Here is a 24288-nt window from a genome sequence, read left to right on the forward strand (position 1 = left end):
TACGCAGAGGTTTAATAGCAAACCCTGCCGCTAACCCGTAAAGATCAGGAGCTGAATAATTTATGATCACGCTTAATAGGCTCTGGAGTATTACCATCACAGCTGTCTTAACCATGATCTCCACAATCAGTTATGCAGACGATTCCATTGGCACTCACGGAATGGCGTTATTTTCAGTTAACGGGCAACTTATTGCATCGCATATGCCTCTTCACGGTAAACGCCACGGCCATCAGCTTATTCTTGCTTTGGAATCTAAAAATAAGAAAGAAATGATGAATCTGACCCAGAACACGCCGCTTATCTCTCTCAAGCCTGAAGTTTTCTCTTTAAACCATTTGCGCAACGGTAAGTTAGGCCTCTTTAGCGGCGAAGTATTTAATGGCCACTTTGAGCGAAAAGGCAAAATTCTGCTTAGCTCGATAGAATTCACGGTAACCGACAAGCTATTAGACCTACCCCTTTCCCGTAAAAAGAATGGTCATTACCGCCTGGTGCATCTGGGCGACACGAGTCTACTTATTCATGAAATAGCCTCCCCGCCAAGTTTTGACCAAATCGTCGAAGTTACAGCAAAAGCAACTGTATCCAAATCCATAGATACCGGCAGCAAACTTCCTATATCAGAAAAAAATTGGCCTGAAGCTCTCAAAGAAGCAGGTATTGCTTTTCGTCGACAAGTTTATTTGGAAACACGGGACTTCCAATAAAATGCAAGAGCCAATTCTTATTATCCAGCATGAAGAACATGAAGGGCCTGGATATATTGCAGATTGGGCGAGTCAACGCCAGATTCCGACAATTCTTATCAACCCACAGATCTCAACATTACCCAATACGGGCTTTAGAGGAGTGATTATTTTAGGAGGTATGATGAACGTAAAAGATCACATCTCTCTACCTTGGCTTGCCGATGAAATACACTGGGTAAAAAGTATTATTAATCGGCAAGTCCCCATTGTGGGCATTTGTCTTGGCGCACAAATTCTTGCTCATGCACTGGGTGCCGATATCAAACCAATGAAGCAGGAAGAACTAGGTTGGCACCCAATCCACTGGACAACACTTGAAGCCCTAACCTTAAACAAAGTATTCCAAGCACACAGCTATTTTTTTGACATCCCTAAAAGCGCCAAGCACTTGGCCAGTTCTGCGCTCTGCCCGAATCAGGCATTTCTATATGGAGAAAACGTACTCGGTTTACAATTCCACTTGGAGTGGTCACAACAACAGGTCGTACGGCTTTTCCCAGAGCACTTCCAGAAACACGGTTCCAGCGTGAACAATCACAGCGCCAGTCGCAAGGCGCTCTTTAAGCTACTAAACCAGCACTTTATTAAAGAACTGTCAAATAAATGACTCTTAAATAGATTACAGCCTAAATTATATCTGGCGATTTCTTAGAATAAGAAATTTTTCCTATAAACTAGTTAACCCTTCCCACCTGATTGCCACCACAACCAAACCAAGACCAACGTTATTAAAATGGCTAACAACCATATTTAAAAAGTAGGAAAACACTCTCAACCACTAGTAAATACTTCCCTATTTATTTCTAAAAGCACAACCAAAACACCACCTTTTTATTTTTTATGGCTATCATTTTCTAGCCAAAGCACCCTGACTATATCTCTTTCGCAAACTGCTTTGGCACTTTGATATAAGTGTTATTGTTTTTTACAAGGAAGTTACAAATGAAGATTTTCACCCCCAAACTATTGGCCTCTATAGCCGCCGCTGGGATAGCGCTTGGCTCCTCCTCAACGGCATTATCCCAAGCCACAGACTTCGAAATCAGCATGATCACGCTGACCTTTATGGAAACAATTGATATTGCTTTTGTTGACCCTGTCACCATTGCAGACCCCGTAGCCCCGAACCCAGCAGTAGGTGTAGATTTCTTCTGTGTTGCCGGCACTGGATTTAACAACTTTACTATTGAGTTTTTCAACCCATCCACCACTGGCCCAGACTTTAGACTGGAAAGCGCCAATGCAACTGGGCCAATTTTTTACAACGTGTTTTTTAAAAATGATCTGAGCCCTGGCTTTGGAATACCCGTCACACCCAATATGCCCATCCCAGGGAACATGCTACAAGCAAGTGTCTGCGCAAACCCAGGCGTGGATGACAATGCGAAATTTGATATTGAAATTCCCTTTTTTGAATGGGATTTAAGACAGGGAGACGGTCCATTTACTGGCATGCTGCAGTTAACGGTAACTGCAGAATAATTTTCGTTTTTTGCTGTTGGTTGCGCCAGGACTCATTTCTGGTGCAGCCATTGACCATAAGGAAAGATTGGATTAGACCCGCATGAAAAATATTAATAACACCACCTACATTTATCAAAAAACTCAAAAGCACCATTTAAAAACACCCCACTCAAAACTCTCTAAAAGTAACCACCAAAAGCTTTAGATACACATTATTGGCCGAACCCTGTGCTTATTCATCATTAACCGTCAATATAACAGAGACGCCACTGCTCTTACTAAAGGGAATTCTCAATGAGCTTCTATACCCTAAAAAAATCCATGCTAGCAATTTTATTTTTTTTCACAGCCACCTCATCCCCATATTCACTATCACAGGCACAGGGTAGCGGACAAAGTATAATCTCTTTCACAATCAATGAATTCATTACAATAGAAGATGTAGACAATATAAACCTCAACCCAACTCCTGGAGCCCCCGCCCAGGGCACAGATTTATTCTGTGTTGCCGGCGATGGATTCCCAGCCTTCAGTATTATATTTACAGGTTTAGGCACAGGCCCTGGAACACCATTTACCCTGCGAGGTAGGCAAGGAGCAGAACTAAACTATCAAGTATATTTTCTAAATGCCACCTCGGGGGGCGCACCAATTACAGCGTTACCTGGCGTACCTATCACCAACAATACACTCCAAGCAAACAACTGCATGAATAACAATGCGCTTTTCAACGTTTTAGTACCTGCTTCAGAGTGGGAACCTGTGGCAGGCATGGCGCCATTTAGGGGCAGGTTATTGATCACTGTGGAATCGGAATAAATCCGATAGTTATTTGGCACAGCGAAGCAGGATATAAACCTAAACAAACGTTTTTCAAGCAGAAAGAAACCAATCTCAAACTCAACCTATAAATTATTCCAAACATGAATACAAAATAATACTGCACCACCCCTGGTGCAGTATCACCTTGAAAAATCACCAAAAAAAAACAACGGCCTCTAACGACTAACAATCATCATCCTCACCTTTTAAAACCGCCCCTTTCCAATTCACACGCCAGGATTAGCAGCTATTATTTTTAAACCAAGACCTCCTCACCAAGCTTCTAGGCTTGTCATGTGTTTTGGTTTTCCTCAACAGAAGTGTTGCTGTTTTTTACGCAAGGAAGTATCTGATGAACCTCTTCACCTCCAAGACATTTTTATCGACCGCTTTATTTAGCCTGACGCTCTGTTCAGCGACATCTGCACTATCTCAGGCAACCGCCAGCGCACAAAGCACGATCACCTTGAATTATGGAAACGCCATTCAAATAGAAAATGTAGATAATGTACCCATCCAAGCCCCTCCTCCTAATTCAGGAATGGATGCTACTGGCTCAGATACATTTTGTGTCGCAGGAACTGGGACTTTTACAACCTTTAGTATTACATTTGCCAATGCTGGTTCAGACCCTAACTTTTTTCTCACACCCAGTGCTGCCGGTGCAAACACCATGTTATACGAAGTTGCATTCTCAAACAGCACTCAAGGACAAGGCGGGCTAGTTCAGCCCGATGTCCCCGTAACAGGGAATCTTCTTCAAGCCAATAATTGTGCAAATGATAATGCAAGATTTGATATTGCCATCCCTCCCGCCCAGTGGGAAGGTAGAGCTGCTGACAGCCCTTTTATGGGTACGCTGGTAATTATGGTAGCAGCAGAATAAACGCATAGTAAAAATATGCGGATTGAGCGGCCCTCTATCGTTGGCTAGGATTTAGCGTTCATTAGATCTTAGGCAACCAGCAAGGGCCGCATCATATTCAAATAGCAGACAATAAATTTTTATTACATAGATTTCACCTCAAAAATCAGGCGTTAAAACCTTTCAAGTGACTCACTGAAGCTTCCCTCTATTTATGACCAACCCCAAGTAATGACTGGCCACCTATTGCCTTGGTCACCGCACTCTCCCAATCTAGCCTTAAACTAGGCAATTAATCTGACACGTCTTAACACAATCTTCTTAAGCATTGCGACACTTTAATAAACGAGGAAGAAGTGGCAGGGACTGATCGAGTGGGAAATGCATTTACGGCGGCCGCGGGAAGATCGCCTGGCAGCCCTTTTGTTTTAGAGCAGGCAAGACCGACAAAACTAATTGAAAAGTAAAGGTTGGTGAGAATTGTCGCCACTGGCACCTGCCACACCGACGCAATTGCCCGCGATCAAAACTATTTAGTAGCACATCCTATTGTATTCGGTTATGAGTGGGCGGGAATTGTAGAAGCGGTTGAAGATTGGATAATCAAAGTGACTCCGGAGGATCATGCCGTCCTTATTTTTCTTTTATACAGTAGTTGCAGGGAGTGTATTTCTGGTCATCCAGCCTGCTATATAATTTTCTCGATCGGAACTTTTATAGACCTCGGACCGATGGTTGCCATGCGTTTTCCGACCAGCGGGGGAGGACGCTAAACGACCGTTCCCTTGGGCAATCTTCCTTTAGTAAGTACGCCGTAGCCAATGAACAAAATGTGGTTAAAGTACGTAAAAAGGAATTAACATTAAAACCGGCGGTAAGATTTTCCTGGCGCTTGCACCTAAAGGCCCCCAGAAACAGGCAACATCAGCCGAAACTTATCACGCAACTGGAGATCACTACAGCATGGATGAAGCGCCTCAGGTCACAATAAATATCGAACATATCCTCGCATTTGTTGCAGGCTTTGCGGAAGCAATCTGCGTTTTGGGTCTATTTACCAGCTTTACTACCTTTATTACTGGCACAATTGTGCTATCGATTACCGACTTTGCCATCAACAACCCCAATTACATTATTAAACTCTTTATTCTTTCAGCTTTTATTGTACTGCAAATTTTCTGGATCTATCTGATTAAGAGATTAAATTTTCAAAAAAAGAACACAGCAACTATTATGCTCTTTATAGAGAGCGGCCTGATATTTCTCTTCTTTGTTATTGGCAGCTATGCAGGAAGACTTACCTCGCCATACGCCGCAAACACTTTCCTTGTTTCTTTTTTTGCAATTGCCGCTTTGTCTCTTCACAGCACTATATTTTTCAGGGTCCTCAACAAGAAGGCACCCACGCACTTTATGACAGGGAACGCCACTAATTTCTTCGCTGCGGCTTTTGAAATACTGGATAACTACCGAACAAAAAGACAGTCGGAGGATACACCCTATCCTCAGGCATTCACCAAAGCCAAATATTATTCCGGAGTGATATTCAGCTTTATCTCCGGTGTCACTCTCGGCACTATCGGCTATCAGTTATGGGGATTTCCCTCTCTGGTATTACCAGTATTGCTGATTTTATTAGCGACGCTATTAAGCAGGGGATATGATAGGTCGCCTAAAGCCAACTCATAAGGTAGTGAGCCAGTGATCTTTTTCCAATAAGATTGAAGAGGCGGTATTGTGGAACTCCATTGCGCACAACCCCCTCTCCGCCCCCTTAAACTGAAGTTAATCCAATACTACTCAGCTGAACAGGTAATTCTATTTTCAAAACAAACACCGCCCCGTGTAGAACAGGTTTCCAGTAGTTTGCCTTTGGCCTCTACCTCAGAAAACCCTTTGGAGTGCATACCGCCAGCCCGCATATCTTTCATATAGCAGGCCCATCTGGGGCGTTCCTTTACTGGATGGAGAACAACATCTGGTTGGGCATTGTTAGATTGACCTTCTACCAGGGCCTGTAGGTCCACAATCAGATCCTGCATGGAGCGAATATCTTTGCGCAACCTGACAACCTCTTTCTTGAGTTTGCGCATTTCATCCGCCTCTTGATTTTCATCCTTCAGGGCATGTACTTCTTTGCGAAGTTTTACCATCTCTCTTTTAATCTCGTGCAGATCTTCAGCGGTGCGATGATTGTCGTGGGCCAGTAGAGGAGAGGAAAACAGAGCAAGGGAAATTAAAAGCGGCAAACTACGCATGGTCTTACTTCCAGTAAAATTTCTTATTACAAGCCAAAATCGGGAAGGAATATAGCGCAAAAAACCTTAACTCAAAATGAATCGTATCGAGCACCCATTAATACTACCTACGCAGCTCTTGAGAGAATATGTAGTAAGAAGCCATTTAAAAGTATTCAGGGATCTAGGGAGCCGTATTTTGTTTGCCTATCCATCGAAAATCAAACAGGTAAATAGATATTCCTGACAAATACCTTGCAAATACAGCCATATTCCACTTTAAATTTTATCAAAGAAAAAGGCGAACCGAAGTTCGCCTTGTCAGGAATCGCTTTTGTGGGATAAGTCAGCTGCCGGTTAAACTGCGTACCATGCTGATCATGACTCCCGCAGCAACCGCAGAGCCAATAACCCCAGCCACATTCGGGCCCATAGCGTGCATCAGCAGGAAGTTGTGCGGATTGGATTCGAGCCCCACTTTATTGGATACCCGTGCAGCCATGGGCACGGCAGATACACCGGCAGAACCGATCAGTGGGTTTACCTTGTGCTTACTGAATACATTGAGCAGCTTGGCCATCAATACCCCTGCGGCAGTACCGATCGCAAAGGCCACGATACCCAGGGCGAGGATTCCCAGAGTTTTTGGGTCAAGGAATTTATCTGCGGCCAGTTTCGAGCCGACCGAGAGACCTAGGAAAATCGTGGTGATATTGATCAACGCATTCTGAGCAGTATCCGAAAGGCGAGACACCACACCACACTCACGCATCAGATTACCGAAGCAGAACATACCCAACAGAGGGGCTGCAGCGGGGAGAAACAGGGCAACCAGAATCAACAGCAACAGCGGAAAGGTAATTTTCTCGCGCTTGCTTACATGACGCAGCTGCACCATCTCAATTTTGCGCTCCTGCTCTGTAGTGAGTGCGCGCATAATCGGTGGCTGAATCATGGGCACCAATGCCATATAGGAATAGGCTGCTACCGCAATCGCACCCAGCAAATCAGGGGCCAAAATGCTGGAAACGTAGATTGCTGTGGGGCCATCTGCACCGCCAATAATACCGATAGCCGCGGCATCGGCGATGGAGAAGTCCATAATCCCCGCAACTGAGAGTCCGACAGCACCCAGTACAGTGGCAAAGATACCGAACTGTGCCGCCGCCCCCAGGAACAGGGTACGCGGATTAGCGAGCAGCGGGCCAAAATCGGTCATGGCCCCCACCCCCATAAAAATCACCAACGGCGCGACACCCGAAGCAATAGCCACAGAATAAAAGTTATACAGCATGCCGTTGCTGAAACCGGCATCGCTGGCAAACTCTGCGGCCTGTAGCTGCACCGCAGCCGGGGCAGCACCCAGGGCAGCTTTTAAATCCTCGAGACTGGCAACAGTATCCAACCCCAAGATCTGGGCCATTTGGGCAAGAACTGCTGCATTTCCCTGGGCCAATGCGGTCTCTGCTGCAGAGAGTGCCAGATCTGCTCCGGGAATATTGGCCAGGATACCGCCGAAGCCAATTGGCACCAGCAGCAGTGGCTCAAAGTTTTTGCGAATAGCCAGAAACAGCAGCCCCAATCCAACAAAGATCATGACCAGCTGCCCCGGCATCATTTGTGCGATGCCGGAGGACTGCCAAAGCGTGAGTAAATTATCCACTTGCGACTCCTACCCCAATCTATGCGATAGACAGCAGGGCATCACCCACCGCCACGGAATCGCCCTCTTTTACCGCTACGCTGGCAACATTGCCACTGCGCGGCGCACTCACTACGGTTTCCATCTTCATGGCTTCGAGCACAATAATGGCCTGGCCCTCGCTGACCTTGTCACCAGGCATCACCATCACCTTAAAGATATTGCCCGCTAGGGGCGCATTGACCGGCTCACCTCCAGTGGCTGGAACCGAACTGGCTGAACTGGCTGCAGGGGCGGCCGCACCTACCGGGGCAATATTGGTCAGATCGCCACCATCGGCCACTGTCACGGTGTAGCTCTGGCCTTCCACAGTGACCGTATACACCTCTTCCCCTTTGTCATTTTTCACTGCGGCGTTTTCATTGCCAGTAGGCACTGGCTCAAAGGCATCGGCGTTGCCGCGATTTTTCAGGAACTTGAGGCCGATTTGTGGGAAGAGTGAATAAGTGAGCACATCGTCAATCTCACCTTCGCCATTGGTCAGGGCAATGTCCTCTGCCCCGGCTTTTTCCTGTAACTCCAAGGTGAGCCTGTCCAACTCTGCAGCGATCAAATCCGCAGGGCGACAGGTCACTGGCGCTGCGCCTTCCAATACCTTCACCTGCAGCTCCTGATTCACTTCGGCAGGGGTCGCGCCATATTCCCCTTTCAAAACGGCTGCTGTTTCTTTAGAAACAGATTTATAGCGCTCACCGGTCAGCACATTTAATACTGCCTGGGTGCCTACAATTTGTGAGGTGGGCGTTACCAGGGGGATATAACCAAGATCCTGGCGTACGCGGGGAATCTCTTCGAGTACCTCATCCAGTCGCTCACCAGCACCCTGCTCACGCAGCTGGTTTTCCATATTGGTCAACATGCCACCGGGCACTTGGGCCACCAAAATGCGCGAGTCCACGCCTTTAAGGGAACCTTCAAATTTCGCGTACTTTTTACGCACCTCGCGGAAATACGCGGCAATTTCTTCGAGCAGATTAATATCCAGACCAGTATCCCGCTCGGTACCTTCAAGCATGGCAACCAGTGTTTCCGTGGGGCTGTGGCCATAGGTCATGGACATGGAGCTGATGGCTGCATCCACATTGTCGACTCCCGCCTCGATACATTTGAGCGCGGTGGCAATAGAAAGACCCGTGGTCGCATGGCAATGCAGATGGATGGGAATATCCACCGCCGTTTTCAGGCGCTTTACCAACTCGTAGCCTTCGTAGGGGCGCAATAGGCCAGCCATATCCTTAATGGCAATGGAGTCCGCCCCCATATCCTCAATCTGGCGCCCCAGTTCTACCCACAAGTCCATAGTATGTACCGGGCTCACGGTATAGGAGATAGTGCCCTGAGCGTGCTTATCTTGTTTTTTTACCGCGGCCAGGGCCGTCTTCAGGTTGCGCATATCGTTCATGGCATCGAATACGCGGAAGACATCCACCCCGTTGACCGCGGCACGCTCAACAAATTTTTCCACGACATCATCGGCGTAGTGGCGATATCCCAGAATATTTTGCCCACGGAACAACATTTGCTGCGGGGTGTTGGGCATGGCTTTTTTTAATTCGCGAATCCGCTCCCAGGGGTCTTCGCCGAGATAGCGAATACAGGCATCGAAGGTGGCGCCCCCCCAGGATTCCAGCGACCAAAAGCCGACTTGATCGAGCTTTTCTGCAATCGGCAGCATATCGTCCAGTCGCAGGCGGGTGGCGAATAGTGACTGGTGGGCGTCACGCAGGACTACATCGGTAATCCCCAATGGCTTTTTAACCTCAGTCATGGGTTATCTCTCTCGGCAGAAATTATTGGATGTTGTAATGAAGCGAAATTTGGCGATTAACGTTTTTTTCGATGTTGTTCGATGGCCGCCTTGATAATGGCGTGCAAGCGGGCATTGTCATCGTTACCGCTAGCGGGCGGAGTGGCGACTGGCTCCGCTTCGGGAAAGTGGCGAGTAATAATTCGGGACATGATACCGGTGCCTATCACCAGTAACAGCAGGAAGGTAAAAACAATTCCCATACCGAACAGGGTAATGTCCAACCCCTGTTGAAGTAGCGTATCTTGCACTCTGTATCCCCCTAAGCCTTCGGATAATAAAAGGTTAATATCCGGGCGATTATTCTTCGGCCTATGGCCGTTTAATGTTAAGCAGCCACTTTGCTTGGGCGCCTATAAAAACTGCCAAACAGCTCCGCTTAACTTCCGCACAATTCCCAGTTTGACCAACACCAAGCCACCCCAACTGCAATCCCCAAAATTCTGCGACTGAGCGCAGTGATCTAATTGGTAACCTGCCTGACTGGCAACCCATTTACGCCCGGCAATCTAGTCTTCAAGCTGGGCAAATACAACCTCGTTGGCGGCTCCACCCCGACAAGTAACCATACTATCTACTGCCAGAGGGTTTTTCTGCAGCATGGAAGTGCAGTCAATTTTCTATTATCAATACAAGTTGCTTTTAAAATCAAACACTTAATGGTTTCAGTGGCAACGGTGGCGCATGGTTCATTGCGCCCTTTATTGGTGCAAACACACTCGAATTTGAGTTCAAATCTCCTATTAAAACTACCAGCCGAATGATCATTGTTACGGAATAGCGATCACTTGCTGATAGAATATGCGCCAACCATCACACCAATTTTTCCTATTTCCAACTTTATGACCGATAAGACAATTTCCCTGCAGCCGAAGATTTACCAGGCCCCCATGGAAGGTGTTATCGACCACCATGTGCGCAAACTGCTTTCAACGATTGGCGGAGTCGATATCTGTGTAACCGAATTTGTGCGTGTTACCGATACCCGCCTACCCCGCAGGGTTTTTACACGTCTGTGCCCGGAGCTCTTGGCGGGCGCCAAAACGGCCAATGATGTCCCGGTACGCTTGCAACTTCTGGGCGGCAATCCCGAGGCCATGGGCATCAATGCCGCCAAAGCGGTTGCCGTGGGGGCAAAGGCGATCGATCTGAATTTTGGTTGCCCAGCCAAGTCGGTCAATAACAGCGATGGGGGCGCCTGCCTATTGCAAAGCCCGCATCGGGTAGAGGCGATTGTCGGCGCTGTGCGCCAGGCCGTACCGGATCACATCCCTGTCACCGCGAAAATCCGCCTGGGGTTCAACGACCGCTCTACCTATATGGAAAATGCCCTGGCCGCAGCCGCCGGTGGAGCCAATGAGTTGGCGGTTCACGCTCGCTCTAAAGTCGATGGCTACAAGCCTCCGGCCTACTGGGAATATATCGGTGAGATTCGGGAAAAACTACAGATTCCAGTAGTCGCCAATGGCGATATCTGGACACTGGCGGAATTTCAGCGCTGCCACGAGCAAACCGGTTGCCAAGCCTTTATGTTTGGCCGCAGCCTGTTGGCAAGGCCTGATTTGGGGCTGCAAATCAAGGCCTTCTGCGCCGGAGTAGAATATCAGCCGATGGCATGGCCGCAGATTGTCGAGTTACTCTGGGGTTACTATCAAATTACCCGGGAAGTCTACCCGGCCAAGTATCTGGGCAACCGGATCAAGCAGTGGCTTGCCTATCTCAAGCTCGCGTTTCCAGAGGCCCAGGTATTTTTTGAGAAACTTAAACGCCTGCGCGAGGCTGAGGCTATTGAGGCCATTTTTTCCCAGGAATTGGAGTCACCCCAGGAAATCATTAACCAGAAAGCTATTGCAGCCGCTTAATAGCGGCTGCAAAGTTCGTTAAAGCTCAGCGGTTGACTGGCGACTTAGGTAAGCCGGGTTGTAATACTTTTCCGGCAAATCATGGGCCTGGACACTCTCATAAATAACCCGCGTCTCGGTGCCAGTATTGATCGTATCCTGCAGCCGCATTTCCGCCACTACCTGCCGTCCCTCTCTTTGCCCCGGGGTAAAGTGCGCAATCTTGGCCAACTTGCCGGATTTCAGGTAAAGCTCGGCTTTTACCGGAAAATGACTTTTGCTATCCACCCACAAGTTAATACGCTGATAACTGGCCCCCTTGGTTTTAGCGGTAAGGCTCAAACGGTTTACCAGCTGATCCTGTAATGTCTCCTGCCCGGCATAAACGCCCTGATAATCCTCACTCCAGGTGAGTGTGGCCACATCCCCCACCGATGCCCCCCCCAACAATTTTTGCATGGGTGTAATCCGTATAGGGCGGCGGCTGCGCGGCATCAGCATCCAATAGTTATCCTGCAGCATTAACATTTTGGTGCCCTCCTCTCCCTTGCCTTTGAATACCACTAGAGATTTGCGCTGTGGGCGGGTGTACACATGGTAATTGTCCATACTGTCCAGATCGCCATTTTTGTAGACCTGCACCTCAGTGACTACTCGCGCGGAATTTTCTTGCAGACGGTAAAAATCGGCTTTGGCAAGCATGCCCTCCACTTGCTGCGTGGTGTAGATAATCTCGTTGCTGGCCCCGCTATTGGTATTTAGTGAATTGGCCAATGCCATTGGAGCCATTGCTATTATCAGAGCGCTGCCCAAAACTTTCCAAGCAGTTTTTAATTTCGCTAACTTATACATGTACCAATGCCTCTATTATCGGTTTGTTTACACCTTTGCGCGCTGCTATAAAGGAAGACAGAACACAGATTGCCGCTACTGCTAACGAGATCATCCAAGCAAGATTCAATGAGAAATACACCACCAGGGGATAGCTCTCGGTTTTACCGGGAGGGGGCGGCATGGTGACTTCAAACACCATCAAACCCATACTCACCGCAGCTGCCAGCAAGATGCCCACGATCGCTCCTACCAGGGACAACACCAATGCCTCCAACACAAAGCCCAGCAGTAATTCGGCGCGGGACGTACCCAATGCGGAAAGAGTGCCGATCTCACGGGTTCTTTCTGTAACCGACATCGCCAAGGTATTGAAGAGGGAAACAAAAATGACCATTGCCATGATCACGCCCATCAGGCCAAAAATTCGGTCGTAAAGACTTTTCACCCCTTGGTAAAAGAAGGCGCGATCCTCCCAGGTGGTAATTTCCAACTCGGGAGCCTGCTCAGCCAGACGCGCCTTTAATACTTCGGTGTCTTCCAGCTCATAGCCGTACAGGTGCATGGTGCTGACTTTTTCACTATCGAGAATAAACTGGGCAGAATTTATCGAGAGATACACCTGACGCTTATCCATATCAGGAACACCAGTTCCAAAAATTCCCTGCACTTTAAAATCCAGTGCGTTAAGAGCCCCATCTACAGTAGTCGACATCAGGGTGATATAGTCCCCTGTTTTTACATTCAGATTTCTTGCCAGATCCTTGGCCAGCATAATCTGCGGATCGGTAGGATCTTCATTCTTACTCAGAATGCCACCTTCGGTCATATTTAAGAAAGGCCCTTTTACCCGAAACTCGCTCGGCAAAATCCCCTGCCCCAAAAATATGGTCGACTTATCTCCATTGGAGATCAAGCCATTCAAATAGATACGTGGTTGTACCGCCTTAACCTCGCTATCGGTCAATAAGCGCTTTCTCAATTCATCGGCATTTTCCAAGCCATTTTGTAATGGATACTCTTCATCGCTATTGAAATATCCCGGCTGGGTAAACACCAGATGCCCCTGACTGCGCGCCGCGCCTTCTTTCAGGGATTTATAAGTGTATAGACCAAAACCCCCGGAAGTCATCAGAGCTATCACTACAATAGCGACAATTGCGACGGTCAAAAGGCTGCGGCGGCGGTTGCGTAATAAATTCAAAACTGCCAGTTTTAAGCGACGCATGGGGCTTCCTCCTGCAAAATCACACCGTCTTGTAAATTGATCACTCTGTCACAGTGCTGAGTCATACGATCATCGTGGCTGGCCACAATAAAGGCTGTTTTCTGTTCCCTGCCAAGGTGTTTCATTAATTCAATAATCTGCTGAGCCGTTACACTATCCAAGCTAGCGGTGGGCTCATCAGCTATCACCAATTTGGGCTTGTGCACCAGTGCTCGAGCTATCGCCACCCGTTGTTGTTGGCCGCCGGAGAGGCGGTCGGGGCGATATCGGGCAAACTCGGCCAAACCCACATAATCCAACATCTGCATTACCCGCTGTTTTACCTCTGCAGAATCCACACCATTGAGCTGTAATGGGTAGGCGACATTTTCAAAGGCACTCATCACCGGAACCAAATTAAATTTCTGAAAAATAAACCCCATCTGAGTGCGACGTATCTTCATTGCCTGCTGGTAGTCCCTGGTCATTAATTCACCGGCAAAATGCACCACACCGGAATAGTCTTGGTCCAATAAGCCACAGATATTTAGCATGGTACTTTTACCGGAGCCTGAAGGCCCACAGAGGGCCACCATAGTACCGGGGCGAATGGCCAGGTTGACATCTCGCAAAGCCTGGTGCTTTATTTCACCTGTCGTATAGGTCTTTTCTATATGTGTCAGCTGCAACATCGGTCTTTCTCCAATCCCAATTACTACTCAATATCCAGCTTACAAAGTGCCAGAGCCCCTCTTGTATTGACCTTTGCCTGCCATTCACTTTTCTGATCTGACTTTTCACCCAAATCCGCAGCCTCCAGGGCACCACAGTAGATCCAACTCACTGCCTGTACCGGCATGTGCGACAGACGCGGATCATTCATCAGCTCCCCATAGAGCTCAAATCCTCGATCAAAAGCATTGAAAAAAGCAGGTACCTTGGTAAAAGTGGTGGCCGCAATCCCTTTAAAAAGCAAATCCCGGGGCACCCCCCTAGCCGAGCGGCCAGGATTTTCAAGCTCCTCCAACATCAATAGGGCTTTGTCCATACGTGCGATCCCATTTTCTGCATAGCTCACCTTCTTCCACGGCAACCAACTCTCCTTGGCCATCAGAGTCTCACTGGCACCCAGGTAGAATAGGGCTGCAGGGTCTGTGGGATCTTGCTGCTGGGCAATTTTGAAAGCCTCGTAAGAAACTTCAATGGCATCCCCACCCTGCTGCGCCGCCTTGTTATATAGCCCTTCTAACTGCGCATCCACTGCAGCAAAAGCGGAAGTAGACATACCCAGTTGAATCAGTGCCGCTGCAATAATCTTCTTCATGATTTCTCTCCTTGCGTTTAGGTTGGGAGCAGATTAGCGCTGGTTATGGAGGGGATCTTGATCGTGCGACAAAAGGGGAAGGAGAGGGATAAACGGGAAATCTTTGGGCTGAATGGAGTTAGAAGCCACAGATAAGTGGTAAATGGCGAGGCGTAAACTATTTTGGCAAGTTACTTCCTAGGAGGTGGTACAGCAGAACCAGTTAATTGATATTGTCCCTAAGCGACCTATCAAATCAGCTCGAACACATATATAAAAATTAGGTCCAACATATTTAGAGGGTAAGCCCAAACTCACCCATCTGTAAGAAAACCTTAGTATTGAAAAATTGATTATTAGGTACTGTCAGCTACCAACTTGCTAATAAATTTTAAAGCAGAGAAGCCAGGGGTGTTTAATTTTTCTAAATTTTTAACCATTGCTGACGGTAGATAAGGCTTGGCTGCAAACAGAAATTGAGCCGCCCCGGCCGGTGATTCAGTTGAAATCTTAGAAGAATAGAGATTCCATAATTCATAAATGGAAATAGAGCCCTGCTCTTTCAGGTATGTATCTATCGCATTTATAATCAGAAGACCGCAATTATAGTGAATGCGTGGATTCTTACGTGACGCATCCAGATAAACCGGATTTTCCCCCAGGCTGGCAAGGCATTTCTGCTCTGCTTGCTTAATCTTCTGTGACAGATAACCCTTAGAAAGGATACTCTCGAACGCCAAACCGGCAAAATAATCAGCCGCTCCCTCATGAAGCCAGGAGTCAGCTGCATCTATAACATCTGCGCCCTCTCTCTGATATAAATGGGCAACTTCATGGGAAAAAAGCCAAAACAATTCATCGACATCAATTGCCTCAACAACAGACTTCTTACCATACCAATGCATAAATATCTGGCCTGGCAGAGTTCCACCTTGATGACCATGTCGACCATCGTCTGTAGAACTAAAAGAAGCAAACAACGCGGGCCTATAGCCAAGTGTGCCCATTTTATCAGCAAAGAAATCCATCAACTCAGGCAACTGAGTGCTCATCTGATGTTGCAGCTTCTCTGGTAGAAGTTCATCGATCACACTTACAAAGTGATCACTTTGTATCGGTTCTCCATGACCAATATAGACCTTGCTGCCTTCATCGAAAGCCGCCCACTCAATATTTCCCTGATAGATCCTGCCATGCAGGATAATATTGTCAGACTCGGGAGCAACAATCGCCAAATACCACTTATTTAAGCTAGGTTGACAAGAATCTGCGCAGGCAAAAAATCTCCCCGTATGCAATAAATAACTTCCATCCGAAAACGGGGAGAAAGGGGCATATTCCTTGGGGAGGGCCGTATAAGTAGGGGTAAGATGAAAAGTAGCTTCTGTAAAGGCACTACCGTCCTCACGCACTAAACTCTCTACCTCATCAACAAACTCAAACTGATACCCGTTAGAAGTAGGAGCCCAACGCTTGCTTCTTGAGTTATCCGGAGAGCTTTTAAAGGCGAGCTTCTTTATTGGCTTTTCTGACACAAAGGTAACAAACCAGTTGCCATTTCCCTTCTTTTCCAGCTTGGTGCTAATAGTATTTGCAACTGCTATAGAGCTGAATCCTAAACAGCTACATACCACAGCCATAGTAATTGCAAGGGCTATTGTACGAAACGATTTTTTTATTATCATTCTCAACCTTAATCACAAAAAGCTTGTACTCTGAGCGTTTGAATAAGCACTTAATATTTTTTTAGCATTATATCCGTGAATTACCTCTCCATTGATAAGCAAGACAGGAACACCTTTACCACCTAGGCGATCATACTGAGACCTGCCCTCCTGGGACTTCTCAATATCATACTCATAAAATGGTATATTGTACTCTCCCAGCAATTCACGTGACTTCTGGCAGTAGCCGCACCATTCGGTAGCGTAAAGAATAACCTTACCCGGCCGCAGAGAGGCGTAATCCGGAAGCGGATTGAAATACAGCTCTATCTTATCCCACTTTTGAAAAATCAACAGAACTACAGCCAAAATCAACACATTCCTCATGCAAAGCCCCTAAAACTCAAAGAATCAGGCAAATAACCTCTTAGCAGCTCAACAGCTAGAAAGCAAATGAGAGGTCCGCAATATGTACCAACTTAGGTGGTTCAGTATTTTATCTATAAGGCTTACTAGGGTGGTTATGCAAGATGTTTACCTTCAACTTTCCATCCTCACTCATAACATCCTTACAAATATCAGCCCTTGAGCCATTCTTTTTTATTACATCCTCTTAACGCCCCCACCGACACACTATCAGGCGCACCAAGGGTTTCGTCTTTAATGTAGTGTTGAGCTGATGCTTTTGTTGTAACTAAGGTGATCACTCTAAGAGAATGAATTTGTCATTAAAAATTAGCTCTTAGTTAATACAGAGGGAAGGGGAACCTGTAATTTTTCAGCCCAGGGCTGAAGATCCTTGATAATAGAGGGATATAACTCTACCCCATCACGCAATTGCCGTGTTCGATTCGCCCAAGCACGCTGGCCAGGGACTCTTACAGGCTCATCGCTATCACTGCGGTTTTGCTCCCAGAGGTTACTTAAAGCAATGGTTTGACGAAGAAAGTCTGCTTTTGCCCCAAAAGCCTGGGGATCAATTATCTGTAAGAAAACCGAGTTGGCCTCTTTATCGCGCTTGGCTGAATCATCACCACGGCCATAGCCTCCAAGTGCCATCGACAACACCTCCAACATCGCACTTAGTGCCGCCCCCTTGTAACCGTGATCAGCACCACCAATCGGTAAAATACTGCCACCATTTTTGAACGCCGAGGGATCATCGGAAATCTTGCCATTATGATCTTTAAGGCAAGCTGAAGGCATTTTCCTACCCTCTCGCTTTGCACGTGACACATAGGCACCTGCTGTGATAGACATACTCACATCAAACAACAGAGGGTAATCTCCGGCCGGAGCCGCAAATGCCAGGGGATTCGCAGAGAACAATGGATCAATTCCCCCTTGAGGCGATACAGTATTTTCTCCCGGAGTTGAACAGGTTAGGATCGCCACATAACCCGCTTCGATTACCTGAGGTAAATAGGCAGCTAGGCAGGCAATATGCTGGCTGCGGCGAATAGTAGCGGTAACGACACCCTGTTCAGATACTCGTGACAATGCCTGTTCTATGGCTTTGCTAAGCACCCAGGGACCAGGTAAAAATTGTGCATCCCAGTTAAAGCAGTTTCTCCTATCGGACAACACTTTGGGTTCACCACTAAGCTTGGACTCACCACTTTGTAACCACTCTAAATTGCTCACAACCCGGTGCAAGCCATGGGTGGTAAAACCGAGCAAGTCTGCCTGCAAGAATACATTAGCGATTATGTCGGCCCTGTCCTTAGCGAGCCCCACACGCTGGAATAAAGCACTGGCAAAATCTCTTAATTCTGTGGAAGAGTAATAATCTTGCATCCTGACTCCATGTCATTCTTAGTAAGGACAATAAAGAACCGGCGCTTACTGTGAACCGGTTATAATTAATCCGCCTTACCACCTTAAATTTATTCTCTCTATGTAACAAACAAAAAATACATTCACATAGATTTAAACATTGCTGCGGCCCTACGGCTCACAGAAAACTTTTGCCCATCATCCATAATTACCGTAGCTGAGCCCGTCAGCCCTCGGTTAATCTTATCGATTCGCTTAATACAAACAATCGTTGATCGGTGTATCTGCCAAAAAAGATCAGGCTCCAACTGCGTCATCAATTCCTTAAGCGGTGTGCGTATAATATGCTGGCCCTGGTCTGAGTAAACAGTGATGTACTTGTCCTCAGCGACAAAAGCCGAAATTTCATCACAGGAGATTAGGTGTACATCCTCTCCCTTACTAGCCCTGATCCAGCGTAGATATTCCGGCTTACCGACATTGAGTTGCTGCAATAAAGCCGCAATATTCGAACTCACTTGCGCCTGCTCTTCCGCTCTACTTTCCAGACGCTTCTTGATACGTTCACAAGCTAGCTGAAGTCGCTCATCATCAATGGGCTTCAACAAATAATCTACGGCTTCCTGCTCAAAAGCATTTACTGCATATTCATCATAGGCAGTAATAAAGACCACTACGGGTTTGATTTCCAGCTTGTTAAGCGCGGAAGCAACCGCAATACCGTCCAAACCCGGCATACGGATATCGAGAAAAATGACATCAGGCTGTTCTTGCTGGCAAAGGGTTAATGCCTCCTGACCATCAGCTGCTTTACCAACTACCACCAGTTCCGGAAAAACATCAGCCAACATTTTATCCAGATGATGACGCAACAAGGGTTCATCATCGGCAATTATTGCGCGCATGGAAACTCCAATCTAGCGGTAACCCCGCCCAGTTGATTACTACTTATCTGCAGCTTGCCTTTTTCCTGGTATAGAGTGGCAAGACGCTCTTTGATATTATTTAAAGCCAAACCATTGTGCTTGTTTGACGTTGACTTATTGGTTGCAGCCTGCAACCCAATTCCACTGTCCTCCACTTCTATGATCCACTGACTAGCTTTCGTAGCCACCCTGAGACAGACCAGCCCTCCTTTCTGTGAAGGTTCAATACCATGGAAAATGGCATTTTCCACCAATGGCTGTATTAATAGGGGCGGAACTTCCGTTGAAGGGTTAACGGTTTCTGCCAGTTCGACCCTATACTGCAAGCGCTCACCCAGTCGGATTTGCTGAATAGCCAGATAGCTTTCAAGACTGCGAAGTTCATCTTTCAGGGACACATAGTCAGAACGCGATTTATTCAAACTAAAGCGCAAGAGATCGCTAAAATTGTCCAGTAATAGCTCTGCCTTCTGTGGATCGTGCCTAATCAGCATCTTAAGATTGGCCAGTGTATTAAACAGAAAGTGAGGTTCTATTTGACTTTGTAATACTTTCAGCTGGCTTTGCACCAGAGTTTTTTGTTGCTGGGCCTGTAGTAACTCTGCTTCCTTGCGCTCAGTCTCCAGTTTGTGGGACTGCTCACGATTAAGATAAAACTGGTAGAGTAAAGTCGTCAAAAAGATAGCCAGAATTAGTGAGTAAATCAGGGCATTAACCGCAGGAAAAACTCCAAAGCCAGAGACCCACCACCAAACATTAATAGAACCCAGCACCGTCGTTGCCGAAATGGTTACTGCATACTTGAGCACATGTGGCCAATTGGGTTTTAGATGGAGCATAAGCTTGCGCGTAGAAAAAGCAACAAAGCCATAGGTTAGAGAAATACCAAAATTGAGAGAGTAACTCCCTCCCCACACTTGTTTAGTGATAAGAGCCACAACAATACAAAGAATCAATATACGTAAATATTCACTGAGTAACTTCACCATGATTCCTTTTATATCTTCATGTTCGCAGTCAAAGTAACAAGGGTTTCATTAGGCAATTGTGTAAAATATGATTTTTTAGCGCCGCCAAAATACCTTATTGATGCGCCAAGAGTCCAATCGCCCTTCATTTCATGGTTAATACCAGCAGTCAAAACCATGCCTCTATCGCCAGGGGAATATAAAATATCCAATTTGGGATTGTAATTGTGATTAGATAAGCTCCAGTGCATCATCAGGCTATGGCGATTGCGTGCTTCGCTTAAAAAAGCTGCAGCAGAAGCATATCTGTTAGCATCCCATCCTTCCCCCTGTTCACTGTACCAGCTGGCATTGTCTGCAAGCCTTTGCCAATCGCGAGTATGCCACGCCCTGCTATCAAACCAGTATTCAGCGATGATTGTATGCCCTGCGTTATGGGTCCAGGTCATGCCCAACAGAGCCTGCCAGCCATCGCTCTGTTCTCCCTCTCGGGGTAAAGTGCCAGTTCTTGGAGAACCAGGCTTTAGCCATTGACGATAACGCTGCTGGTAACGGCCTTCGCTATGTAACTCCCAAGACTCCCCATAGGTCGTAACCCAGCTGGCGCCGATATTCAAACCACGCTGATCATCCAGGTAACCGAGCAGTTGCCATTCACTCACACCTTTCAGCTGGTACCAACGTGCAGCCAAACCTCTCGGAAGCTCTTCATTAATCAGTTGACTAGCATTAGCATCAACCAACATCAGGCTCAGCTCTCCACTTGCTGTGAAGCGGCTGGCTGATACGACGGCAACGCCCTCATCAGCCCGCAGAGATACCGGGTTGCGCTCCATAGGCAGGAATAGATCCAAAGGTCTGTGAGCGTAGCTAACACCAAAATCCAGGCGACGCTTACCTGCAAGCAGGTCCCACCCGAACCTATCCCCCTGCCAAAATAACTCCTCCACAACAAGTTCTGATTCCTCACCAGCGCCACTACCTGCCTCATGCAGCATGGAAACCTGTCCTTCCCAGTCCGATACCTGCAGCGCACCTTGTAATTTAACTTGGCGCTCATAACCTGACCCAGAATCGAAGAGGGCACTTTTCGATTGATTCTTAGCGCTAACAGCCATTGCCAACTCCCACTGCTGAGAGAGTGACTGAGCATTGAGCTCACCCACCAGAGACATCATCAACAGCAGCCAAAAAGTATTCCTTTTCATCATCACCTCCAACTTGATAGAAGCAATTTAGCAACACGAGTTGTTGTCTCCAGCCCAAGTGATGAGTGGTCTCCATGATGGACAGGCCGTAGATGGTTGGGATAAATGGTGGATAGCGGCTAGTGCAGGCCAGCGAGTGACGAATAAAGCTGGCCAATTCACAGATCAGTAGTGAGGCCACCATCATCAATTCTGAACAGCAACCAAAGTGATCGGTGGGCCATAACGCTCTATATCTAAACGCTCTGTCACCCAGTGCAAAAGGTCTCTCACTTCAGGCTATCAGAAGTGTTCCTCTTGGAACCCTCCTGTGCTCACCAAACCACAAAACAGGCACATAAGAAGTGAAAATTTTTAGCTTCCCGCGACGAAATCAATAAAAAATACTCTTTAAATCACAATTGGTGGAACCGTACCAGTTGATAGGAGTCCATCTTTTAACTCATTAAACACCGGCTATGACCTTATAGAGATAAATTGGGGGAACAATGCCTGGTCCACTTAAAACGTTTAGCGCTCTCACATTAACCGTAATTCTGGCCGCTTGTAGTGGAGGCTCTGGAGGCAGTAATAATTCTGATAATAATCAGCCTAATAATGAAACAAATGGCGGATCTAACACCGGCACAGATGCCGATAACAACAATGATAATGATGGGGGCAACACCGATACTGGCGACTACAGATTCAATCCTAGCACTCCGCTAAGTACATTAGTGGTAGGAACTAGTGAATATGCACAGGGTACACTGCAATTAGAGGATACCGATAGTACCAGCCCCACCTTTCAGTCTGGGAATTATGCCGGAAAGTATGGTGACTTCAAACTATATGACAGCGGCAATTGGGAATACCAACTGAACAACAATGCCAACGATTTAAACAGCGGCGCCTCGGTAGAAGATACTATCGTTTTTTCTCTCAGTAACGGAGATCAGCTAAACATAACTTTTGCGATCCAAACGATTGAAGCCACCCAAAATAGTATCGTTTTTATATTGGTTAATTTTTCCGATGCCGCCGTTACGGATGATGTCAGCATCTCCCAGCTTGCGGATATGACATTCAACGCTACCGACTCCCTCGATAACACTTACAAAGAAAACTCACTGGGTCAGCTAAAGTTCCAGCGCCATCTCAGCAGTAATAATTCTCTGGCACAATACTGCTATGGTGAGGACAATAAAGAAGAAAGCTCTATTGACTGCTTTATATACAGCATCCCCGACAATCAAAACGGAGGGATTTTAAGTGTTCAAAATGCTCAGAACCGTGCCACAAGCTCTCAGGATGGGCAATATTCCGATGGAGGTTATACTTGGAGAGATAACGCAAGCCGCTGGGTAGAAAGCAATTTTGTCGATGCCAATAATCGTCCAGTAGACCTCAACGCATGGCGCCATCGAGTATTTATATTCCCAACCGCCGCTTACAGTGCCGGGTTAGTTGGTACAGGGGTCGCGGCGGTCAATGGCCGCTGGAGTATCGTTACTGCAGATAGCGATCAACTAATTATGGGGCATGAACTGGGTCATAACATTGGTTTAGGCCATGCAGGCAATGATAACAACAACGATGGGGATACCAGCGACCGAGGGGAAAGTGAATATGGCGCTGCCGCAGCCTTCATGGGCAATAGCTGGCAGTCTCGCTTATTTGGCAGCGCTCATAGGGACTTTATGGGTTGGTACAACAGCTTCCCTGGCTATTCCAAATCTGTTTCTAAGAGTATGGGGAATGCTTCAGAGGTTCAAATTCAGGCTATCGAACTTACCGCCGGCGAATTAAATAAAACAATGCCACAGATTATAAAGGTGGAGAGTAACGGTAGCAGCAATCGAGAAAATCACTATTTCGTGGAATATCATATTTCCCACCCCATCCTAAACCCTCGTTCACAGCAAGATAAGGCCGTAACTGTGCATTATCTGAAAGATGACACCGCCAACCAAGTGGCCACTCTTGAAGAGCCCGGCAGCAGCTTCACAGATTCGGCTGCTGGAGTCACCATAGAGTTTAAATCCAGAAGTGATGAAATGAATACTGCCACCATTTCAGTAAGCTATACAAATTAAAGAGAGAAATAGCAATGAGATACTTACTCACAATAATTTCGACCTTACTGTTAATTCCCACCGCCTCTGGTCAGGAAACTATAACGGGAGTACTGGAAGAAGAGGTTTCAGAAAATTTTAAGACAGGAAAAATTGATCATCGCTTTTCCATCAAAGATGAAAACACAGGGCAGTATTATTTTATAGATGCCAAGGAAATCAAAAAAAATGGCATGAGATCTGGTGAACGAGTCAGAATACATGGAGAAAAACAAGAGCGTCGTCGGCTTCATATCAAGGAAACCGAGAGAATCATTTACCAAGAATAAGCACGTAATATCCAGCCGCTTATAAATCTACGCCAGGGCATACACTTCATCAAATTAGCCCTGGCGACGTAAAAACCTACCGGATAGCACAACGCAATAAGCCGCCCTGTTTTTGCTATTATTTCACTGGTTATGTCTAGGAATTTGCCAACCCCTTTTGTTGGCGATACACATGCCAGGGAGTAACGGATGAAAACAGTTGTATCAATCGTTCTGGGTATCGCTCTATTTCAATCACTTTCAGCAAGTGCCGCCTGGACTGAACAGGCGCGCATTGACTATCTCAAAGTTCACAGCCAAGGAGTAGACATTCGATTAAAAGGATTTGAAAATACCAGTGCTGAAGTGGCATGCTCTGACACTAGGACATTTGTACTAGTGAATGATAAATCTCAAATCTATGACACCAAAGTTTCTTTTTTATTGTCTGCTTTTATGTCAAAGACCCCAGTAAATCTGAGTTACTATGGATGCTATGAAGATAGAATCCGCTTGTATTCCGTCATAATCAGGGACTGAAGCGCCATCAAAC

The 24288-nt window shown here is 46.8% G+C and carries 26 protein-coding genes; 11 read left to right on the forward strand and 15 right to left on the reverse strand.

Translation table 11 applies throughout. The features are described 5' to 3' along the window. Positions 1–62: 62 nt before the first annotated feature. The 7 genes from ACJJIO_RS02840 (at position 63) to ACJJIO_RS02870 (ending at position 5592) form a co-directional block, all read left to right on the forward strand. Entirely contained in the window at positions 63–710 is a 648-nt protein-coding gene (locus tag ACJJIO_RS02840; protein ID WP_444910080.1) for a hypothetical protein, read from the forward strand. Between the two features lies 1 nt (position 711). Next, positions 712–1359: a type 1 glutamine amidotransferase gene (locus ACJJIO_RS02845; protein WP_444885521.1), complete on the forward strand. Its 648-nt coding sequence runs from the start codon at positions 712–714 to the stop codon at positions 1357–1359. A gap of 440 nt (positions 1360–1799) precedes the next feature. Next, positions 1800–2234 (forward strand): hypothetical protein, encoded by a 435-nt coding sequence (locus ACJJIO_RS02850; RefSeq protein WP_444910081.1) that lies wholly within the window; start codon positions 1800–1802, stop codon positions 2232–2234. A gap of 276 nt (positions 2235–2510) precedes the next feature. After that, the gene (locus tag ACJJIO_RS02855) at positions 2511–3035 is read left to right on the forward strand and encodes a hypothetical protein (RefSeq protein WP_444910082.1); all 525 of its coding nucleotides are present in this window, start codon (positions 2511–2513) and stop codon (positions 3033–3035) included. A 355-nt stretch (positions 3036–3390) separates the two neighbouring features. Continuing rightward, positions 3391–3924 carry a hypothetical protein gene (locus ACJJIO_RS02860; RefSeq protein WP_444910083.1) on the forward strand — a complete coding sequence of 178 codons (534 nt, stop codon included), beginning with the start codon at positions 3391–3393 and terminating at the stop codon, positions 3922–3924. A 452-nt stretch (positions 3925–4376) separates the two neighbouring features. Then, complete coding sequence (locus ACJJIO_RS02865; protein WP_444885525.1) at positions 4377–4676, forward strand: alcohol dehydrogenase catalytic domain-containing protein; 300 nt, start codon at positions 4377–4379, stop codon at positions 4674–4676. 190 nt (positions 4677–4866) lie between these two features. After that, positions 4867–5592: a YoaK family protein gene (locus tag ACJJIO_RS02870; RefSeq protein WP_444910084.1), complete on the forward strand. Its 726-nt coding sequence runs from the start codon at positions 4867–4869 to the stop codon at positions 5590–5592. A gap of 107 nt (positions 5593–5699) precedes the next feature. Here ACJJIO_RS02870 and ACJJIO_RS02875 read toward each other — a convergent pair whose 3' ends face one another. The 4 genes from ACJJIO_RS02875 to ACJJIO_RS02890 form a co-directional block, all read right to left on the reverse strand. Next, complete coding sequence (locus ACJJIO_RS02875) at positions 5700–6161, reverse strand: THO complex subunit 7 family protein (RefSeq protein ID WP_444910085.1); 462 nt, start codon at positions 6159–6161, stop codon at positions 5700–5702. A 325-nt stretch (positions 6162–6486) separates the two neighbouring features. Continuing rightward, positions 6487–7803 carry a sodium ion-translocating decarboxylase subunit beta gene (locus tag ACJJIO_RS02880; protein WP_444898650.1) on the reverse strand — a complete coding sequence of 439 codons (1317 nt, stop codon included), beginning with the start codon at positions 7801–7803 and terminating at the stop codon, positions 6487–6489. A 19-nt stretch (positions 7804–7822) separates the two neighbouring features. Next, on the reverse strand, positions 7823–9610 hold the full coding sequence (gene oadA, locus ACJJIO_RS02885; protein WP_444910086.1) for a sodium-extruding oxaloacetate decarboxylase subunit alpha: 1788 nt from the start codon (positions 9608–9610) through the stop codon (positions 7823–7825). Between the two features lie 56 nt (positions 9611–9666). After that, positions 9667–9900 (reverse strand): OadG family protein, encoded by a 234-nt coding sequence (locus tag ACJJIO_RS02890; RefSeq protein ID WP_252085251.1) that lies wholly within the window; start codon positions 9898–9900, stop codon positions 9667–9669. Positions 9901–10491: 591 nt separating this feature from the next. Here ACJJIO_RS02890 and ACJJIO_RS02895 point away from each other — a divergent pair. Then, the gene (locus ACJJIO_RS02895) at positions 10492–11511 is read left to right on the forward strand and encodes a tRNA dihydrouridine synthase (RefSeq protein WP_444910968.1); all 1020 of its coding nucleotides are present in this window, start codon (positions 10492–10494) and stop codon (positions 11509–11511) included. An 18-nt stretch (positions 11512–11529) separates the two neighbouring features. Here the strand turns inward: ACJJIO_RS02895 and ACJJIO_RS02900 are convergent, their stop codons facing one another. The 11 genes from ACJJIO_RS02900 to ACJJIO_RS02950 all read right to left on the reverse strand — a co-directional run bounded on the left by ACJJIO_RS02900 (position 11530) and on the right by ACJJIO_RS02950 (position 21557). Then, positions 11530–12270: an outer membrane lipoprotein-sorting protein gene (locus ACJJIO_RS02900; protein ID WP_444910087.1), complete on the reverse strand. Its 741-nt coding sequence runs from the start codon at positions 12268–12270 to the stop codon at positions 11530–11532. Between the two features lie 64 nt (positions 12271–12334). After that, complete coding sequence (locus ACJJIO_RS02905) at positions 12335–13549, reverse strand: ABC transporter permease (RefSeq protein ID WP_444910088.1); 1215 nt, start codon at positions 13547–13549, stop codon at positions 12335–12337. Beyond that, on the reverse strand, positions 13537–14220 hold the full coding sequence (locus ACJJIO_RS02910; RefSeq protein ID WP_444910089.1) for an ABC transporter ATP-binding protein: 684 nt from the start codon (positions 14218–14220) through the stop codon (positions 13537–13539). The genes ACJJIO_RS02905 and ACJJIO_RS02910 overlap by 13 nt, the downstream gene beginning before the upstream one ends. Positions 14221–14243: 23 nt before the next feature. Continuing rightward, a complete protein-coding gene (locus ACJJIO_RS02915) occupies positions 14244–14852 on the reverse strand; it encodes a hypothetical protein (RefSeq protein WP_444885534.1) in 609 nt (202 codons plus the stop codon). 335 nt (positions 14853–15187) lie between these two features. Then, complete coding sequence (locus ACJJIO_RS02920; RefSeq protein ID WP_444910090.1) at positions 15188–16516, reverse strand: gluzincin family metallopeptidase; 1329 nt, start codon at positions 16514–16516, stop codon at positions 15188–15190. Positions 16517–16528: 12 nt separating this feature from the next. Next, a complete protein-coding gene (locus tag ACJJIO_RS02925) occupies positions 16529–16882 on the reverse strand; it encodes a glutaredoxin family protein (RefSeq protein WP_444885536.1) in 354 nt (117 codons plus the stop codon). A 348-nt stretch (positions 16883–17230) separates the two neighbouring features. Next, positions 17231–18292 carry an Ldh family oxidoreductase gene (locus ACJJIO_RS02930; protein ID WP_444910091.1) on the reverse strand — a complete coding sequence of 354 codons (1062 nt, stop codon included), beginning with the start codon at positions 18290–18292 and terminating at the stop codon, positions 17231–17233. Positions 18293–18414: 122 nt separating this feature from the next. Then, positions 18415–19176, reverse strand: a complete 762-nt coding sequence (locus ACJJIO_RS02935) for a LytR/AlgR family response regulator transcription factor (RefSeq protein ID WP_444910092.1) — start codon at positions 19174–19176, stop codon at positions 18415–18417. Continuing rightward, positions 19164–20186 (reverse strand): sensor histidine kinase, encoded by a 1023-nt coding sequence (locus ACJJIO_RS02940; protein ID WP_252085241.1) that lies wholly within the window; start codon positions 20184–20186, stop codon positions 19164–19166. Before ACJJIO_RS02940 ends, ACJJIO_RS02935 begins: the two co-directional genes overlap by 13 nt. Positions 20187–20194: 8 nt before the next feature. Continuing rightward, positions 20195–21373: a TonB-dependent receptor gene (locus ACJJIO_RS02945; RefSeq protein ID WP_444910093.1), complete on the reverse strand. Its 1179-nt coding sequence runs from the start codon at positions 21371–21373 to the stop codon at positions 20195–20197. Beyond that, positions 21324–21557 carry a hypothetical protein gene (locus tag ACJJIO_RS02950; RefSeq protein ID WP_444910094.1) on the reverse strand — a complete coding sequence of 78 codons (234 nt, stop codon included), beginning with the start codon at positions 21555–21557 and terminating at the stop codon, positions 21324–21326. Before ACJJIO_RS02950 ends, ACJJIO_RS02945 begins: the two co-directional genes overlap by 50 nt. A gap of 304 nt (positions 21558–21861) precedes the next feature. On the opposite strand from ACJJIO_RS02950, the gene ACJJIO_RS02955 reads away from it, so the two are divergent. The 3 genes from ACJJIO_RS02955 to ACJJIO_RS02965 all read left to right on the forward strand — a co-directional run bounded on the left by ACJJIO_RS02955 (position 21862) and on the right by ACJJIO_RS02965 (position 24275). After that, entirely contained in the window at positions 21862–23448 is a 1587-nt protein-coding gene (locus ACJJIO_RS02955; RefSeq protein ID WP_444910095.1) for a VCBS domain-containing protein, read from the forward strand. A gap of 14 nt (positions 23449–23462) precedes the next feature. Then, positions 23463–23756 (forward strand): hypothetical protein, encoded by a 294-nt coding sequence (locus ACJJIO_RS02960; RefSeq protein WP_444910096.1) that lies wholly within the window; start codon positions 23463–23465, stop codon positions 23754–23756. A 189-nt stretch (positions 23757–23945) separates the two neighbouring features. After that, positions 23946–24275 carry a hypothetical protein gene (locus tag ACJJIO_RS02965; protein ID WP_444910097.1) on the forward strand — a complete coding sequence of 110 codons (330 nt, stop codon included), beginning with the start codon at positions 23946–23948 and terminating at the stop codon, positions 24273–24275. The last annotated feature ends 13 nt before the right edge of the window (positions 24276–24288 follow it).

The organism is Microbulbifer mixtoriginis (SeqCode) (assembly GCF_052467235.1).

Excerpts from the sequence above, each read along its gene's own strand:
- ACJJIO_RS02840 (WP_444910080.1), top strand. The coding sequence starts at position 63 with ATGATCACGCTTAATAGGCTCTGGAGTATTACCATCACAGCTGTCTTA.
- ACJJIO_RS02845 (WP_444885521.1), top strand. The coding sequence starts at position 712 with ATGCAAGAGCCAATTCTTATTATCCAGCATGAAGAACATGAAGGGCCT.
- ACJJIO_RS02850 (WP_444910081.1), top strand. The coding sequence starts at position 1,800 with ATGATCACGCTGACCTTTATGGAAACAATTGATATTGCTTTTGTTGAC.
- ACJJIO_RS02855 (WP_444910082.1), top strand. The coding sequence starts at position 2,511 with ATGAGCTTCTATACCCTAAAAAAATCCATGCTAGCAATTTTATTTTTT.
- ACJJIO_RS02860 (WP_444910083.1), top strand. The coding sequence starts at position 3,391 with ATGAACCTCTTCACCTCCAAGACATTTTTATCGACCGCTTTATTTAGC.
- ACJJIO_RS02870 (WP_444910084.1), top strand. The coding sequence starts at position 4,867 with ATGGATGAAGCGCCTCAGGTCACAATAAATATCGAACATATCCTCGCA.
- ACJJIO_RS02875 (WP_444910085.1), bottom strand. The coding sequence starts at position 6,161 with ATGCGTAGTTTGCCGCTTTTAATTTCCCTTGCTCTGTTTTCCTCTCCT.
- oadA (WP_444910086.1), bottom strand. The coding sequence starts at position 9,610 with ATGACTGAGGTTAAAAAGCCATTGGGGATTACCGATGTAGTCCTGCGT.
- ACJJIO_RS02895 (WP_444910968.1), top strand. The coding sequence starts at position 10,492 with ATGACCGATAAGACAATTTCCCTGCAGCCGAAGATTTACCAGGCCCCC.
- ACJJIO_RS02900 (WP_444910087.1), bottom strand. The coding sequence starts at position 12,270 with ATGGCATTGGCCAATTCACTAAATACCAATAGCGGGGCCAGCAACGAG.
- ACJJIO_RS02905 (WP_444910088.1), bottom strand. The coding sequence starts at position 13,549 with ATGCGTCGCTTAAAACTGGCAGTTTTGAATTTATTACGCAACCGCCGC.
- ACJJIO_RS02910 (WP_444910089.1), bottom strand. The coding sequence starts at position 14,220 with ATGTTGCAGCTGACACATATAGAAAAGACCTATACGACAGGTGAAATA.
- ACJJIO_RS02915 (WP_444885534.1), bottom strand. The coding sequence starts at position 14,852 with ATGAAGAAGATTATTGCAGCGGCACTGATTCAACTGGGTATGTCTACT.
- ACJJIO_RS02920 (WP_444910090.1), bottom strand. The coding sequence starts at position 16,516 with ATGATAATAAAAAAATCGTTTCGTACAATAGCCCTTGCAATTACTATG.
- ACJJIO_RS02925 (WP_444885536.1), bottom strand. The coding sequence starts at position 16,882 with ATGAGGAATGTGTTGATTTTGGCTGTAGTTCTGTTGATTTTTCAAAAG.
- ACJJIO_RS02930 (WP_444910091.1), bottom strand. The coding sequence starts at position 18,292 with ATGCAAGATTATTACTCTTCCACAGAATTAAGAGATTTTGCCAGTGCT.
- ACJJIO_RS02935 (WP_444910092.1), bottom strand. The coding sequence starts at position 19,176 with ATGCGCGCAATAATTGCCGATGATGAACCCTTGTTGCGTCATCATCTG.
- ACJJIO_RS02940 (WP_252085241.1), bottom strand. The coding sequence starts at position 20,186 with ATGGTGAAGTTACTCAGTGAATATTTACGTATATTGATTCTTTGTATT.
- ACJJIO_RS02945 (WP_444910093.1), bottom strand. The coding sequence starts at position 21,373 with ATGAAAAGGAATACTTTTTGGCTGCTGTTGATGATGTCTCTGGTGGGT.
- ACJJIO_RS02950 (WP_444910094.1), bottom strand. The coding sequence starts at position 21,557 with ATGGTGGCCTCACTACTGATCTGTGAATTGGCCAGCTTTATTCGTCAC.
- ACJJIO_RS02955 (WP_444910095.1), top strand. The coding sequence starts at position 21,862 with ATGCCTGGTCCACTTAAAACGTTTAGCGCTCTCACATTAACCGTAATT.
- ACJJIO_RS02960 (WP_444910096.1), top strand. The coding sequence starts at position 23,463 with ATGAGATACTTACTCACAATAATTTCGACCTTACTGTTAATTCCCACC.
- ACJJIO_RS02965 (WP_444910097.1), top strand. The coding sequence starts at position 23,946 with ATGAAAACAGTTGTATCAATCGTTCTGGGTATCGCTCTATTTCAATCA.